We start from the raw sequence: 13802 nt of genomic DNA, 5'->3' as shown, positions 1-13802 counted from the left end.
AATTTTTATTTTCTAATAACTTCCAATAGGAGAACCATCGGGAATTTGCGGCACTGTTCTTACAGGTTTAAATTCTGAAGGATCTTTCCAAAAACTTTTAATATCCTGCAACATAAAATTAGATGCCGGATCTTTCCTTGAGCCGAGCCATTTCTCAAGATCCTGAAGCACAGTATAGACTTCAGCTTTTACGACGGGAGTAGCATCATCATTAGCAGCAAGCTCAAGCAGGGATTGCAGCACATTGTAATTCACCACATTTTGAACCTGCTCCAAATATGGCTTTTTTGACCCTGGTTGTTTGATCGTTTTTTCGGCTAGTGTTTCAAGTACTTCCCCGAGGCCCAGCTGATTGCGATCTAAAGCATTCTGTTGCACCAGTCGGGCTGCACGTTGAGGATGAAGTAAAAGAGAAAGCGTCATTTCACTTGCGGTACCAGGTGCACCGAGAGCGTCAAAGCTTACGCCGGTATTACTTTTAAAAGATTCACGGCGGCGGGAGAAACCAAATGCCCGTGGTGGAAACAGATCCAGTTTGTCCTGAGGAATTGCAAGCACTTCAGGAGATAAGGTCTCTAAAATGGCATTTAAAGCAGCCTTTTGAGAATCCCGGTCGAGCACCTGCTGAACATCTTCTGTACCGCCCTTTACGGCATAGTTGTAATTAAGGCCACCAATCAACTTGACCGCAGCTTCCGTTTGGTATCTGTGAAGAAAATATACCGGGACAAAAACATCTTCCAGTACAGAGAAGGGCTCATTCTTTCTGATGTTATCTTCAGAAAAGTTCTCAATTCCTATTTTTCTCACCTCAAGGATATGCTCCAATTCCTCCACAGCACTTCTACCATTATCCCAAAGATGTGCATTTATATGTGCTCCTCCTGTGGCCCTGGCATCACTATCTGAAATAAATTGCAGTCCCTTCGCAGTAGCTTCAGCAATGAGATCATTCAAAAACGCCCTTTCTGAAACCCCTTCTGGAGCCTCTCCGTACAGCGCTTTTACAGTAAATATGTCCCATTCTCCTAAGCCTGTATCGTAGGCTTCAGAAAAATCTATTTCACCGTTTGTAATTTTGAATTGCGGATGAGGATAATCCATAACCGAAGCTCTGTCGTTTACGCTGGCTGCAAAATTATGAGCAAAACCTATGGTGTGACCCACCTCATGCGCCGATAGCTGCCGTATTCGTGCAATTGCCAGCTCCAGCATCTTTTCATGGTTCTCATCACTCCCGGCAAAAGGTCTGTTCATCAAACCCTGGGCGATCATAAAATCCTGCCTTATCCGCAAACTTCCCAGACTCACATGGCCTTTAATGATCTCTCCTGTTCTTGGATCTACCACACTCGCTCCATAGCTCCAGCCCCAGGTAGACCGGTGAACCCATTGAATCATATTGTAGCGCACATCCAGCGGATCTGCCCCCTCAGGTAACATCTTCACCTGAAACGCATTCTTATAGCCCAATGTTTGAAAAGCTTCATCCCACCAGGATGCACCTTCAAGTAATGCAGACTTCACAGGTTCGGGAGTTCCGGGATCCAGGTAATAAACTATAGGTTCAACTGCTTCACTCAGTTGGGCATCAGGATCTTTTTTTTGCAGCCGGTGTCGTTTTGCCCATCTCTTTTCAATAGGTTCAAACACCGGGGATGCATAGTCATAATAAGAAATATACTGCGCCCCGGTACGGGGGTCAAAAATGCGCTTTTCGTAACCTTCTTCGGGAAGCTTCACAAAAGAATGATGTTGTATAACAGTAAGATTCTGTGCATCTGGCAAAACATTTTTCAATGTTCTGCTCTTTGCCTCTCCCGCAAACGTCAATAGGCTTTCAAAGTCAACATTTTCAGGAAAAGCTTTGGTCCTTTCAAGAGCAAGAGCACTTTTTGAGGGATCTACTTTAAAATCTCCATGGTTTCCTGATTTCAACCTGTCGGCAACTCCATGAGCATCCTGCATTAGAAATGGAGTCAGGTCTATTATAAAAGCTGATTTACTTTCTTCCTTGATCTCAAAACCAGCGAGTACAGATTTTGCAAAAGCCTCCTCTACACTCTGTTTCTCCAGGACATTCTCAGTGACTGCACGGAATTTCTGGTTAGGTTGTACAAGCAACAACTTATTACCTGCCTTCTGAAATTTCACAATTACACCGCCTCCCAATTGTCCGCGATCAAGACCAATATCATTAGAACCCACTCCGCTGGTAAGGAAATGGGTATAGAGGAACTCCTCATCAAGCTTGTCTACTTCGAGGTATATCTTATCTTCCTTTTGATCGTAATAGAAATTAAAATAGCCTTCGAATTTCTTCAGGTCCTCCTTCTTATCCAGAAATTGTGCTGACGCAGAAGCAGATAAAAAGACTAAAGTGAAGTAGCATAAAAGAGATCTTATCATATTCGGATTTTTGGAGAAGCTAAAACTATAAAATAATCGTAAAATAGTTTCGGAGAACCTGCTTTAATTCTATTTTTGTTCAAAAATCAAGTATGTTGACTACAGATACTATTAAGGACCTCAAAGATCGCCTGGTTGCGTTAAGGAGGTATCTTTGACGTTGATGCCAAAAAAATAGAAATTTCCAACCTGCAGGAGAAGACTCTTGCACCCGACTTCTGGAACGATCCTAAAAAAGCGGAACTTCTTGTAAAGGAGCTCAATTCTGAAAAGAAATGGGTTGATGATTACGAAGAGGCAGTTACTCTTGTGGATGATCTTGAAGTCATCTTTGAATTTCATAAGGAAGGTGAAGCTACAGCCGAAGATGTCGAAGAGCGGCATAAAAAAGCGGAAGATCTCATAGAAGATCTGGAATTCAAAAACATGCTTTCTGAAGAAGGAGACAGTCTTAGTGCCGTACTTCAGGTTACGGCCGGGGCCGGTGGAACTGAAAGTTGTGACTGGGCAGAAATGTTGATGCGTATGTATCTTCGTTGGGCAGAAGACCGGAAATATTCTGTCAGGGAGCTCAACTATCAGGCAGGAGAAGTCGCCGGAGTAAAGACCGTCACTCTTGAAATAGAAGGAGACTTTGCCTTTGGCTGGCTAAAAGGTGAAAACGGTGTACACAGGCTGGTTAGAATATCTCCTTTTGACAGCAATGCTAAAAGACATACCTCTTTCGCGAGTGTATATGTATATCCACTTGCCGACGAAACGATACAGATAGATATAAATCCGGCCGATATCTCCTGGGAGACCATGAGGTCATCGGGTGCCGGAGGACAGAATGTGAATAAAGTGGAGACGGCAGTACGACTTCGCCATGCTCCTTCGGGAATAGTCGTGGAAAACTCTGAAACACGTTCTCAGCTCGAGAACAAGACAAAGGCTATGCAGCTACTTAAAAGTCAGCTGTACGAGATCGAACTTCAGAAGCAACAGGCCCAGCGCAGGGAGATCGAAGATTCCAAAATGAAGATCGAATGGGGATCCCAGATAAGAAATTATGTGATGCATCCCTATAAATTGGTCAAGGATGTTCGGACAGGGCAAGAAACAGGAAATGTAGACGCTGTAATGGATGGAGACATTGATCAATTCCTGAAGGCCTTTCTGATGATGATGGGGCAAAAGGTAGAAGACTAAAGGGTTCAAGGTTCAAGGTCTAAGGACAACTCATAACCGAGAACCGAGAACCGACAACTGACACCTCGCAACAAACAACATTTACTCATAACTAATAACTCAAAAAAATGATCACCATCTACCACAATTCACGTTGTAAGAAATCCAGGGAAGGATTAAAAACTTTGGAAGCATCCGGAGAAGAATTTGAGGTTAGAGAGTATTTAAAAGAGCCTTTAACAGAAAATGAGCTTTCCTCACTTCTTAAAAAACTGAATTTTGCACCTATAGAACTAATACGCACCGAGGAGAAGATCTGGAAAGAGGAATATCGGGACAGGGATCTCAAGGATGAGGAGCTGGTGAGGGTAATGGTGGAAAATCCAAAACTCATCCAGAGACCAATAGTAGAAAAAGCTAACTCAGCAGTCGTGGGAAGGCCTGCAGAAAATATTGAAAAGCTTCTAAATTAACAGGTTTTCACAAGGTCACTGTAGGATTTAACCCTCACTTAACCCACAAAACACCTGATCTTCAGTATTTTTACAACCATATAAAAATTGTAAATTATGAAGATCAGGAACGTATACAAACATCTCGTCATTTTCGGCTTCGCCATACTTACTTCGGCAACGGCTTTATCTCAAAATCCAATTCAGCCGGAACCTTCCCGTGAACTAGAAAAAACTGCCCGGGAGACTACTGAAATGTGGGAAGAGGAATTATCTCTTACCGCAAAGCAGATGAGCCTCATGGAAGACAAGTTCATCGAATTCGCTATTAAGCGCAACCGTATCTTACAATCAAAGATGCGCGAAGAGGTGAAAACCCGGAAATTAATTGAATTAAAGGTGCTGGAGAATAAAGACATGCGAGACATACTTACCAAACCTCAATACGACAGGTATCTGAGATTACAGAAAAGACAGGCCAAACAAGAGAAGAAAAAGGCTTCGCGGAAATCCGATAAATAACAGGGTGACAAAAGGTGTCCATTTTTTGTTTAAAATTTTTTCTCATTCTTTAAACCTTTTCGGGAATTGAAGGTCCTACTATAAAAATCAGGTATGACCACAAATATGAGCCGGCACTTATGGAGCAGTGTCTTAATTATTTCTTTTCTTTTAGTAAACACCTTTTCAGCCTTTGCACAAAGGAACCAGCATTTAGTATCGGGTAAAGTGACCGATGAGCAGGGAACTCCTCTCGAATATGCGACCATATCTTTCCAAAGTACTACAGACCCCCAGAACATCACCGGTGGAATTACTAACCCGCAGGGAAATTTTTCAATTGAGGTACCTCAGGGAACGTACAATATAACTGTAGAGTTCATAAGTTTTGAACCAAAAAACTTTCCTAACCGCCAGATAAACGGAGACCTCAGCATGGGAACCATTACCCTTGGAATGGCCGCGGGAGAACTGGAAGAAGTAGTGGTAACTGCCGAAACAACCCAGGTAGAAGTAAGGCTTGATAAAAAGATTTATAATATAGGAAAGGATCTTACCACTGCCGGAGGTACTGTGGCCGATGCCTTGAACAATGTTCCATCAGTTTCTGTGGATATTGAAGGCGGAATTAGCCTTAGAGGAAATGAGAACGTTCGTATCCTTATTAATGGAAAACCATCTGCTATGGCAGGTTTTGGTAATACCGATGTTCTTTCTCAACTTCCGGCAGATGCGATCGAGAGAGTTGAAGTGATCACCTCTCCTTCTGCAAGGTATGATGCAGAAGGTACTGCAGGTATTTTGAACATCATCCTTAGAAAAGAAAAGACCCTTGGCTTTAACGGGTCAGTCTCAGCCAGGGCGGGTCACCCCGATCAACTTGGGCTTTCTGCAAATGTTAACCTCCGGACAGATAAATTCAATATTTTTAATACTACAGGCTTTCGCTACTTCGATGCCCCGGGAAATTCATTTTCTGATACCCGCTATTTTGATTTTATAGATGAAGATACCGGTGAACTTGTTGATCCATTATATGACAGAATTATTGAAGAACGTAATATAAACCGTCTTAACCGAAACTTCAACACCAGCCTTGGTTTCGAATACTTCATCACCGACATGTCTTCAATAACGGCAACAGGATTCTACAGGTATGGGGAGGATGAAGACCTTACGACCAACAACAGCAGGATGTTTTCTGATGGAATTTCAACTTTAGAAAGTGTCCGCCGGGAGAAAGAAACGGAAGAAGACAACAGCTATCAACTCTCTCTTAATTATATCAACAAATTCGACAACAGCGGACATCAGTTAACGGCCGACCTGCAGTACGAAAGAGATTTTGAAACTCAGAACGGAAATATCAACGAAACTATTGAAGTAGATCTTGCCGGAGAAAATCCGTTTTTTCCGAGGGAACGAACCTTTACTGAAGAAAATCAGACAGAATATCTGGCACAGGTAGATTATGTTCGACCAATAGGCGAAGATGCTCAGTTTGAAGCAGGATACCGTGGAAATTTTGAAGAACAGGTGACAGACTATCAGTTGTTCCTGCAAGAAAGAAATTCCCAAAACATGCTGCAATCACCACTTTCAAATGAGTTCACGTATATTGAAAATGTCAACTCTATCTATTCCCAATATGGAAACAGGTTTGGCGAGTTCTCATTTCTTCTTGGGTTAAGACTTGAAAATACTCAGCTAAAGGGGGAAATTGAATCAGACCTTACAGACGCAGAACTGGAAGAGGAATTTGGTATTCCTATCGAGACAAGTTTTGACAACAATTACCTTGGTCTTTTTCCAACTGTAAACCTTATTTATGAATTGGGAGAGATGGAAAATATCACTTTGGGATATAACAGAAGGATCAACAGACCTCGTGGCTGGTTCATAAATCCTTTTCCTTCACGCTCAAGTCGTACCAATATTTTTCAGGGAAATCCTAACCTGGAGCCGGCTTTTTCCAACGCCTTTGATCTGGGATATTTAAAAAGATGGGATAAACTTACACTTACCTCCTCAGTTTATTACCAGCATGAAACCGATTCCTTTGAAAGAGTTGAGCAGGGAACCACTGCTGCAGATGGCACACAGGTGATAAGAACAATTCCAATCAACCTTGCCACTAATACACGAATTGGTGCCGAAGCAGGTTTACTTTACAATCCTGCACGCTGGCTGCGTCTTAACGGAAGTTTCAACTTCTTCCAGTTTGACACAGAAGGTGATTATAACGGGGTAGACTATAGTGCAAAAAACACCAGCTATTTTGGAAGATTTAGTTCCAAGGTCACTCTGCCATGGAAAATCGACTGGCAAACCAATGCCTTCTACAGAGGAGCTTCTGAAGGCGCCCAGACTCAGACTGAAGGTCTGCTTTCCGTAGATATGGCGGTGAGCAAGGAACTCTTTAATGAAAAAGCTTCTCTGACTTTGAATGTGAGGGATCTTCTTAATTCCAGAAAAAGAGAATCATTCACTACTACAGAATTTTTTGAGCGGGAAAGCGAGTTTCAATGGAGACAAAGAAGTATTACACTCTCATTCACCTACAGGTTCAATCAACAACGTCGTGACCAGGAAAGACAAAGAAGAGGTGAAAACAATGGTGAAATGGAAGAAGAAGGAGAGTTTTAGACACCGGTAAAAATTTCACATCACAAAAGAAGCCGTCGAATGACGGCTTCTTTTATTATTATCCCAATATGAGGGACAAAAAAAAAAAGGACTTTAGAAGTCCTTTATGCTTTTTCTCTCTCCTGGCGTTTCTTTTCTTTTCTTTCATCCAGCATTTCCTTAACTGCTCCTCCAATCCAGTAAGGAATGATTGCAGTAAGAAATAGCATTACCCAGAATCCGATAAGTAATATAATGATGAAAGCTAAAAAGCCAAGATATTGATCAAATTCAAACATGTCTCCTATTTTATTGAATCTGTGCCAAAGATACTAACTCTCTTATCTTATCGCAAAAGTTTTTATTTTATTTTTCTGAAGAACAAAAGACATTTCCTCAATAGAAAAATTTATCGATTCTTCCGAATTTTGTCAGAATTTAAGCCCTAAAATTTTTGGTATAATGTAAATTTGTATCAAATCAATCCCATTATGGACTACAGAATAGAAAAAGATACAATGGGGGAAGTAAAAGTCCCTTCAGATAAGTTATGGGGAGCGCAGACCGAGCGATCCAGAAACAACTTTAAAATAGGTGCCCCGGGCAGCATGCCTCTGGAAATAATCTATGGCTTTGCCTACCTTAAAAAAGCAGCAGCTTTTACCAACTGTGAACTGGGAGTACTATCAGTAGATAAGAGAGATCTAATTGCGAAGGTCTGTGATGAAATCCTTGAGGGCAAGCACGACGAAGAATTTCCCCTGGTAATCTGGCAAACAGGAAGCGGCACTCAAAGTAACATGAACGTGAATGAGGTCATTGCAAACCGCGCACAGCAACTTGCGGGAAAAACTATTGGAGAAGGTGAAAAAGTATTGTCTCCCAATGATGATGTAAATAAATCTCAGTCTTCCAATGACACCTTCCCCACAGGGATGCACATCGCGGTTTATAACAAGATCGTTAAGGTGACTATTCCGGGAGTTAAAAGACTAAGAAATACGCTTAAGAAAAAATCGGAAGAATTTAAGGATGTTGTGAAAATTGGACGCACCCATTTCATGGATGCCACTCCCCTCACCCTGGGTCAGGAATTCAGCGGATATGTTTCTCAACTGGACCATGGTCTGGCTGCTTTAGAAAATACACTGCCTCACCTTTCTGAGCTGGCATTGGGAGGAACCGCAGTAGGAACCGGGTTAAATACACCTAAGGGCTATTCAAAAAGGGTTGCCGAGTTCATTGCGAAATTCACCGAATTGCCTTTTATTTCGGCTCCCAACAAATTCGAATCACTTGCTGCACATGATGCTTTTGTGGAAACAAGCGGAGCATTAAAGACCCTGGCTGTTTCTCTTAACAAGATCGCCAATGACATTAGGATGCTTGCTTCAGGGCCACGTAGCGGAATTGGTGAGATCCTTATCCCTGCAAATGAACCCGGATCATCCATCATGCCCGGTAAGGTAAATCCAACTCAGGTGGAAGCCTTAACCATGGTTTGTTCCCAGGTAATAGGAAATGATGTGACCATTAATGTTGGTGGAATGCAGGGGCATTTTGAACTTAATGTTTTCAAACCGGTAATGGCTGCCAACATTCTGCAGAGTGCGCAGTTGTTAGGAGATGCATGTACCTCCTTTGATGAACATTGTGCGATAGGAATTGAACCAAACTATGAGAGAATTCAGGAATTACTGAATAATTCCCTGATGCTTGTAACCGCACTTAATCCAAAGATCGGATATTACAAAGCAGCCGAAATAGCCAATACCGCCCATAAGAACGGGACTACCTTAAAGGAAGAAGCCGTAAATTTGGGGTATGTGACAGCCGAAGATTTTGACCAGTGGGTGCAACCAAAAGATATGGTAGGCGGACTTAAATAGGTGATCCTTTAGTAATAAAAAATACCCTTTCAAAAATGACATTTTTGAAAGGGTATTTTTTTTGATGCGAACTAAAAGGAAAGCTACTTTAAATCCGAAAAAATGAACTATTTTCACACTCAATATTTCCCTACAATAATGAATAAGAAAATTGAACTGGACTGCGGTGTAATCTGGGTGCAGGATAAAGTATTGGTGAATGAGATGAATGAAGGTGCTCTTCTTGATGTTGAAACCAATAGAAGGATCTTACAAATAGGTTGTGAAAGCTTTGGCAAAGAGATATTTGGCTATATTTCCAACAGAATTAATTCTTATGCAGTTAATCCAATGGTTTACCGGGAATCTGCAGAGCATCCTCAACTTAAAGCCATTGCAGTGGTATCACAGAACCCGATGGTCCGCGAAAGTGCACGTCTTGAGCAGCAATTCTATACCAATAAAAATTCATTCCAGATCTTCAGCTCCCTGGAGGAAGCACAGTTGTGGATGAAAGAGGTACTTAGCTCTTACTCAAAGGAAAATTCTTTTAGCGGATAATTTTCAAGAAAGACCTTAGCTTTTTGAATAAACGGAGCCATAACCACATCCTCCTTTACCAAGGGAACTTCTTTCCTGAATTCCTGGATAAGTTTCTGCAGTATCGGGGAAGTTTTATATGGTTTTCTATAGGACAGCGCCTGGGAAGCGTTGAACAATTCGATAGCAAGAATAGTCGAAACATTCTCTACAACTTTAATTGCTTTTGTGGCTGCATTGGCACCCATGCTAACATGGTCCTCCTGCCCATTAGATGATACGATAGAATCCACACTCGCGGGACTGCATAACTGTTTGTTCTGGCTTACTATGCTGGCTGCGGTGTACTGCGGAATCATGAATCCGCTGTTGAGCCCGGGCGCATCCACTAGAAAGGCAGGGCCTCTCAAACCAGAAACCAGCTGGTAGACCCTTCTTTCTGAAATGTTACCCAATTCGGCCATCGCAATGGCTAAATAATCCAGGGCAAGAGCGAGAGGTTGTCCGTGAAAATTCCCTCCGGATATAATCTTATCAGCATCAACAAAGATATTTGGATTATCTGTGACTGAATTGATTTCGGTCTTGAAGCACTTGTAGACAAATTCCAACGTATCTTTACTGGCTCCATGTACCTGCGGAATACACCTGAAGGAATATGGATCCTGCACATTATGCTTTACTTGTCCGGCAATTTCACTTCCTGCCAGTATCTTTCTAATCCTTTCTGCCGTTTTTATCTGCCCTCTGTGAGGCCGAACCAGCTGTACCAGCTCATTAAAAGGAGAAATATTACAGTCGTAAGCATCAACAGACAGGGCTCCAATCACATCGGCCCACATGGAAAGTCTAATTGATCGTAAAGTAGCTTCCACAGCATGAGCACTCATGAATTGGGTTCCATTGAGCAATGCCAGTCCTTCTTTAGATTGCAGGTTAAGTGGTTTCCAGCCGAATTTCTTCAGCATTTCTTCAGAAGCAGTGATCTTCCCCTCCAGCATTACCTCTCCCTTACCAATTAATGGAAGAGCTAAATGAGCCAGGGGAGCCAAATCTCCCGATGCGCCCAGAGAACCCTGAGAATAAATTACCGGCAGGATATCATTATTATAGAAGTCTATAAGTCTTGTTACAGTATCTAAAGACACTCCGGAATGCCCGTAGCTTAAGGATTGAATCTTAAGGAGAAGCATTAGCTTTACTATAGATTCTGATACCATCTCCCCTGTACCACAGGCATGGGACATCACGAGGTTCTCCTGAAGCCGGGTGAGATTATCTGAAGAAATTTTTACGTTACAAAGAGAACCAAAACCGGTATTGATCCCATAAATTGGGGTTTTGTTCTCCTTCATTTTAGCATTCAGATATTTTCTGGACTTTTCAATATTATAAATAGCTTCCTCACTTAAAGCAAGAAGTTTTTTATCTTCAACGATCTCCCTTATTTCTTCCAGGTCAAGGACAGAAGAACTTATATAATGATGGTCTCTCATGTATTATTTAGTTGTGTTTCAAAAAGATCAAAAATTGCAGCTCCTGTGTGACGGGCAATATCTCCTGCTACCACTCCCTCATAACTCAATTTTTCAGCTGCAATGTCACCTGCCTTTCCATGAAGATAAACTCCCAGTATGGTCGCCCGTAAAGGTTCATAACCCTGCCCAATGAGGGCTGTTAAAATTCCGGTGAGCACATCGCCACTACCGGCAGTAGCCATCCCGGGATTGCCTGTTGTATTGATAAAAAGGTCATCTGGTGTAACGGTAAAGGTGTAAGTTCCTTTTATGAGTATAATAAATTCATGTTTAGCCGCAAGCCTCTTTACCTTTTCCAACTTCTCGAAATCATTTTTCCAGGCTCCTATAAGTCGCTCCAGTTCTTTTGGATGAGGCGTGAGTATTGTGCCTTCCGGTAAAATATTTAACAAATCTGCATTTTTGGATAATATATTCAAGCCATCAGCATCAATGACCATTGGTTTTTTATTGCCTTTTAGCAGGTTTTTCATGGCTTCAATCGTTTCCTCCTTCGTCCCTATTCCTACTCCCAATCCAATAACATCGGGATCAATGTCATATTCGATATTTGTAAGGATTTCCATATGTGGATCTGTGATCACCATAGCTTCGGGCAGCGTTGTTTGCAGGATTTCATAACCGCATTTTGGGGCATAGATAGTCACCAATCCGGCTCCCGCTCTCAAGGCGCCTGTTGCAGTAAGACAAACGCTACCTATCTTTCCATAACTTCCTCCAATAATTAAGGCATGACCATAAGTACCTTTATGAGTAAAACGCTGACGCGGTTTATATAAGGCCTTGGCTTCGGGCCTGGAAATAAGGTTTGCAACAGCAGGAGCCTGCTGCAGGTATTCCTTGTCCAAGCCTATATCCAGGATCTGAAGATCGCCAACAAAACCGGCAGTTTCAGGAAGATAAAAGGCAAGTTTTGGTGCCTGAAATGTGATCGTATAATTAGCTTTTACAATGCTTTCCTTATCCTCAACAGGAGCATCAGCCATTAAACCCGATGGCAGATCTATTGACAGAACAAAAGCGCCCGATTTATTTATATGTTTCACCAGATTTGCCACCCAGTCTACCAGCGGCCTGTTAAGACCTACACCAAAGATCGCATCCACCACAAAATCTCCATAACTGATCTCTGGAAAATCGGCTTCAGATTTCAACAGGACCGGCCATTTTGTGGTAAGATTTTTAATCCGGTCATAATTAACAAGAAAGTCCTTTGAGCGTTGATCACTGTAGTTAACTACATAAATTGTGACCTCATACCCGGCTTCTAATAATTGCCTGCCAATAACCAGTCCGTCACCTCCATTATTCCCTATTCCGCAGAAGATCTTTACCGGGATCTGCGCTCCCTCAAGTCTTTTATGGATCTCCTCAAATACCAGCGACGCAGCTCTCTCCATAAGCTCTGTGGAACTTATGTCCTGTTTTTCAAGGCTAATCTTATCGGCTTCCTTAATTTGTTTTGCGCTAAGGATCTTCATAGGCTGGTCATTTGATACAAATATAGAATTTCCTGATTGCCCATTCGTGATGAAGGATATTTCTATTTAAAAATATCTTTTAAAACATGCATTCCTTTCTGAAATTAATAAATTTGCCAAAATTTATTTTTTTATGAAAAGTACAGCCCTTTCTGCTACTCATATTGAACTTGGTGCCAAAATGGTTCCTTTTGCAGGATATAATATGCCTGTATCCTACGAAGGTGTAAACGCCGAACACGAGACTGTGCGCAAAGCAGTGGGTGTTTTTGATGTTTCGCATATGGGAGAATTCCTTATTACAGGAGAACATGCTCTGGAATTAATTCAGAAGATAAGCTCCAACGATGCTTCAAAACTCACCGATGGTAAAGCCCAATACAGCTGTATGCCGAATACTACCGGCGGAATTGTGGATGACCTTATTATCTACCGCTTTAACGAGGAGAAATATTTGTTGGTGGTGAATGCCTCCAATATTGAAAAAGACTGGAACTGGATCTCTCAACATAACACGATGGACGCGACCATGAGAGATCTTTCAGATGAATATTCTTTACTGGCCATACAGGGCCCAAAGGCTGCTGAAGCTATGCAAGCTCTTACCGAAGTCAATCTATCAGAAATAAAATTCTACACTTTTGAGGTAGCTCCTTTTGCAGGTGTGGAAAATGTGATTATTTCGGCTACAGGTTATACCGGTAGCGGCGGATTTGAGATCTACTGCCGTAATGAAGATGCCCAACGCATCTGGGACCGGGTATTCGAAGCAGGAGCCGATTATGGGATCAAACCTATTGGATTAGCTGCCCGTGATACACTTCGCCTGGAAATGGGATTCTGTCTCTACGGAAATGATATTGATGATACCACCTCTCCTATTGAAGCAGGCCTTGGCTGGATAACAAAGTTTACGAAGGATTTTGTAAATTCTGAAGCGCTCAAAGAAGAGAAAGAACAAGGTCCTAAACGGAAGCTGATTGGGTTTGAACTTGAGGAACGTGGTATACCCCGTCACGGTTATGAGATCGTTGATGACAATGGCAAGGTTATTGGCAATGTAACCTCGGGAACCATGTCCCCTTCTCTTGAAAAAGGAATCGGAATGGGATATGTAACCACAGAGTTTGCCACACCGGGAAGTAAAATTAATATTCAAATTAGAAAGAAAGCACTTCCTGCTAAAGTGGTGAAAATGCCATTTTATAAAGGATAGTT

11 protein-coding genes are annotated in these 13802 nt (G+C 42.0%); 7 read left to right on the top strand and 4 right to left on the bottom strand.

The window, feature by feature from the left end; genetic code table 11:
* Positions 1-12 precede the first annotated feature (12 nt).
* Complete coding sequence (locus G564_RS0116945; RefSeq protein WP_037374207.1) at positions 13-2409, bottom strand: zinc-dependent metalloprotease; 2397 nt, start codon at positions 2407-2409, stop codon at positions 13-15.
* A gap of 92 nt (positions 2410-2501) precedes the next feature.
* Between G564_RS0116945 and prfB the strand changes: the two genes are divergently transcribed.
* The 4 genes from prfB (at position 2502) to G564_RS0116925 (ending at position 7178) form a co-directional block, all read left to right on the top strand.
* Positions 2502-3600, top strand: a protein-coding gene (prfB, locus tag G564_RS0116940) for a peptide chain release factor 2 (protein ID WP_156879281.1) whose coding sequence is annotated in 2 segments (ribosomal slippage) — positions 2502-2564 and positions 2566-3600 — 1098 coding nt in all. Because the reading frame shifts where the segments join, the coding sequence is not laid out codon by codon here.
* A 107-nt stretch (positions 3601-3707) separates the two neighbouring features.
* Positions 3708-4052: an arsenate reductase (glutaredoxin) gene (gene arsC, locus G564_RS0116935; RefSeq protein ID WP_029038706.1), complete on the top strand. Its 345-nt coding sequence runs from the start codon at positions 3708-3710 to the stop codon at positions 4050-4052.
* Positions 4053-4148: 96 nt separating this feature from the next.
* Positions 4149-4553 (top strand): hypothetical protein, encoded by a 405-nt coding sequence (locus tag G564_RS0116930; RefSeq protein ID WP_029038705.1) that lies wholly within the window; start codon positions 4149-4151, stop codon positions 4551-4553.
* 93 nt (positions 4554-4646) lie between these two features.
* Positions 4647-7178, top strand: coding sequence for an outer membrane beta-barrel family protein (locus tag G564_RS0116925; RefSeq protein ID WP_051205576.1), 2532 nt, complete (start codon positions 4647-4649; stop codon positions 7176-7178).
* Between the two features lie 104 nt (positions 7179-7282).
* Here the strand turns inward: G564_RS0116925 and G564_RS20540 are convergent, their stop codons facing one another.
* The gene (locus tag G564_RS20540) at positions 7283-7456 is read right to left on the bottom strand and encodes a hypothetical protein (RefSeq protein WP_169578148.1); all 174 of its coding nucleotides are present in this window, start codon (positions 7454-7456) and stop codon (positions 7283-7285) included.
* Positions 7457-7648: 192 nt separating this feature from the next.
* Here G564_RS20540 and fumC point away from each other — a divergent pair, with 192 nt between their 5' ends.
* Together fumC and G564_RS19555 are read left to right on the top strand one after the other, a co-directional pair.
* Positions 7649-9046 (top strand): class II fumarate hydratase, encoded by a 1398-nt coding sequence (gene fumC, locus G564_RS0116915; protein ID WP_029038703.1) that lies wholly within the window; start codon positions 7649-7651, stop codon positions 9044-9046.
* Positions 9047-9148: 102 nt separating this feature from the next.
* Positions 9149-9586 carry a hypothetical protein gene (locus tag G564_RS19555; RefSeq protein WP_156879280.1) on the top strand — a complete coding sequence of 146 codons (438 nt, stop codon included), beginning with the start codon at positions 9149-9151 and terminating at the stop codon, positions 9584-9586.
* Here the strand turns inward: G564_RS19555 and hutH are convergent.
* Positions 9556-11061: a histidine ammonia-lyase gene (hutH, locus tag G564_RS0116905; protein ID WP_029038702.1), complete on the bottom strand. Its 1506-nt coding sequence runs from the start codon at positions 11059-11061 to the stop codon at positions 9556-9558. The two genes, G564_RS19555 and hutH, sit on opposite strands and share 31 nt — an antisense overlap.
* Complete coding sequence (locus G564_RS0116900) at positions 11058-12584, bottom strand: bifunctional ADP-dependent NAD(P)H-hydrate dehydratase/NAD(P)H-hydrate epimerase (protein WP_029038701.1); 1527 nt, start codon at positions 12582-12584, stop codon at positions 11058-11060. The genes hutH and G564_RS0116900 overlap by 4 nt, the downstream gene beginning before the upstream one ends.
* Before the next feature lie 133 nt (positions 12585-12717).
* Here G564_RS0116900 and gcvT point away from each other — a divergent pair, with 133 nt between their 5' ends.
* Complete coding sequence (gcvT, locus tag G564_RS0116895; protein WP_029038700.1) at positions 12718-13800, top strand: glycine cleavage system aminomethyltransferase GcvT; 1083 nt, start codon at positions 12718-12720, stop codon at positions 13798-13800.
* Positions 13801-13802: the final 2 nt, after the last annotated feature.

The sequence above is a fragment of the Salinimicrobium xinjiangense DSM 19287 genome (assembly GCF_000423585.1).
GTDB lineage: Bacteria > Bacteroidota > Bacteroidia > Flavobacteriales > Flavobacteriaceae > Salinimicrobium > Salinimicrobium xinjiangense.
Note: the sequence above shows the minus strand (reverse complement) of the source record. Positions and strands in the feature narration are given on the sequence as shown.

What these genes read in the sequence shown, in the direction of transcription:
- G564_RS0116925 (WP_051205576.1), top strand. Translation starts at nt 4,647, where the DNA reads ATGACCACAAATATGAGCCGGCACTTATGGAGCAGTGTCTTAATTATT.
- hutH (WP_029038702.1), bottom strand. Translation starts at nt 11,061, where the DNA reads ATGAGAGACCATCATTATATAAGTTCTTCTGTCCTTGACCTGGAAGAA.
- G564_RS0116900 (WP_029038701.1), bottom strand. Translation starts at nt 12,584, where the DNA reads ATGAAGATCCTTAGCGCAAAACAAATTAAGGAAGCCGATAAGATTAGC.
- arsC (WP_029038706.1), top strand. Translation starts at nt 3,708, where the DNA reads ATGATCACCATCTACCACAATTCACGTTGTAAGAAATCCAGGGAAGGA.
- fumC (WP_029038703.1), top strand. Translation starts at nt 7,649, where the DNA reads ATGGACTACAGAATAGAAAAAGATACAATGGGGGAAGTAAAAGTCCCT.
- gcvT (WP_029038700.1), top strand. Translation starts at nt 12,718, where the DNA reads ATGAAAAGTACAGCCCTTTCTGCTACTCATATTGAACTTGGTGCCAAA.
- G564_RS0116930 (WP_029038705.1), top strand. Translation starts at nt 4,149, where the DNA reads ATGAAGATCAGGAACGTATACAAACATCTCGTCATTTTCGGCTTCGCC.
- G564_RS0116945 (WP_037374207.1), bottom strand. Translation starts at nt 2,409, where the DNA reads ATGATAAGATCTCTTTTATGCTACTTCACTTTAGTCTTTTTATCTGCT.
- G564_RS19555 (WP_156879280.1), top strand. Translation starts at nt 9,149, where the DNA reads ATGAACTATTTTCACACTCAATATTTCCCTACAATAATGAATAAGAAA.
- G564_RS20540 (WP_169578148.1), bottom strand. Translation starts at nt 7,456, where the DNA reads ATGTTTGAATTTGATCAATATCTTGGCTTTTTAGCTTTCATCATTATA.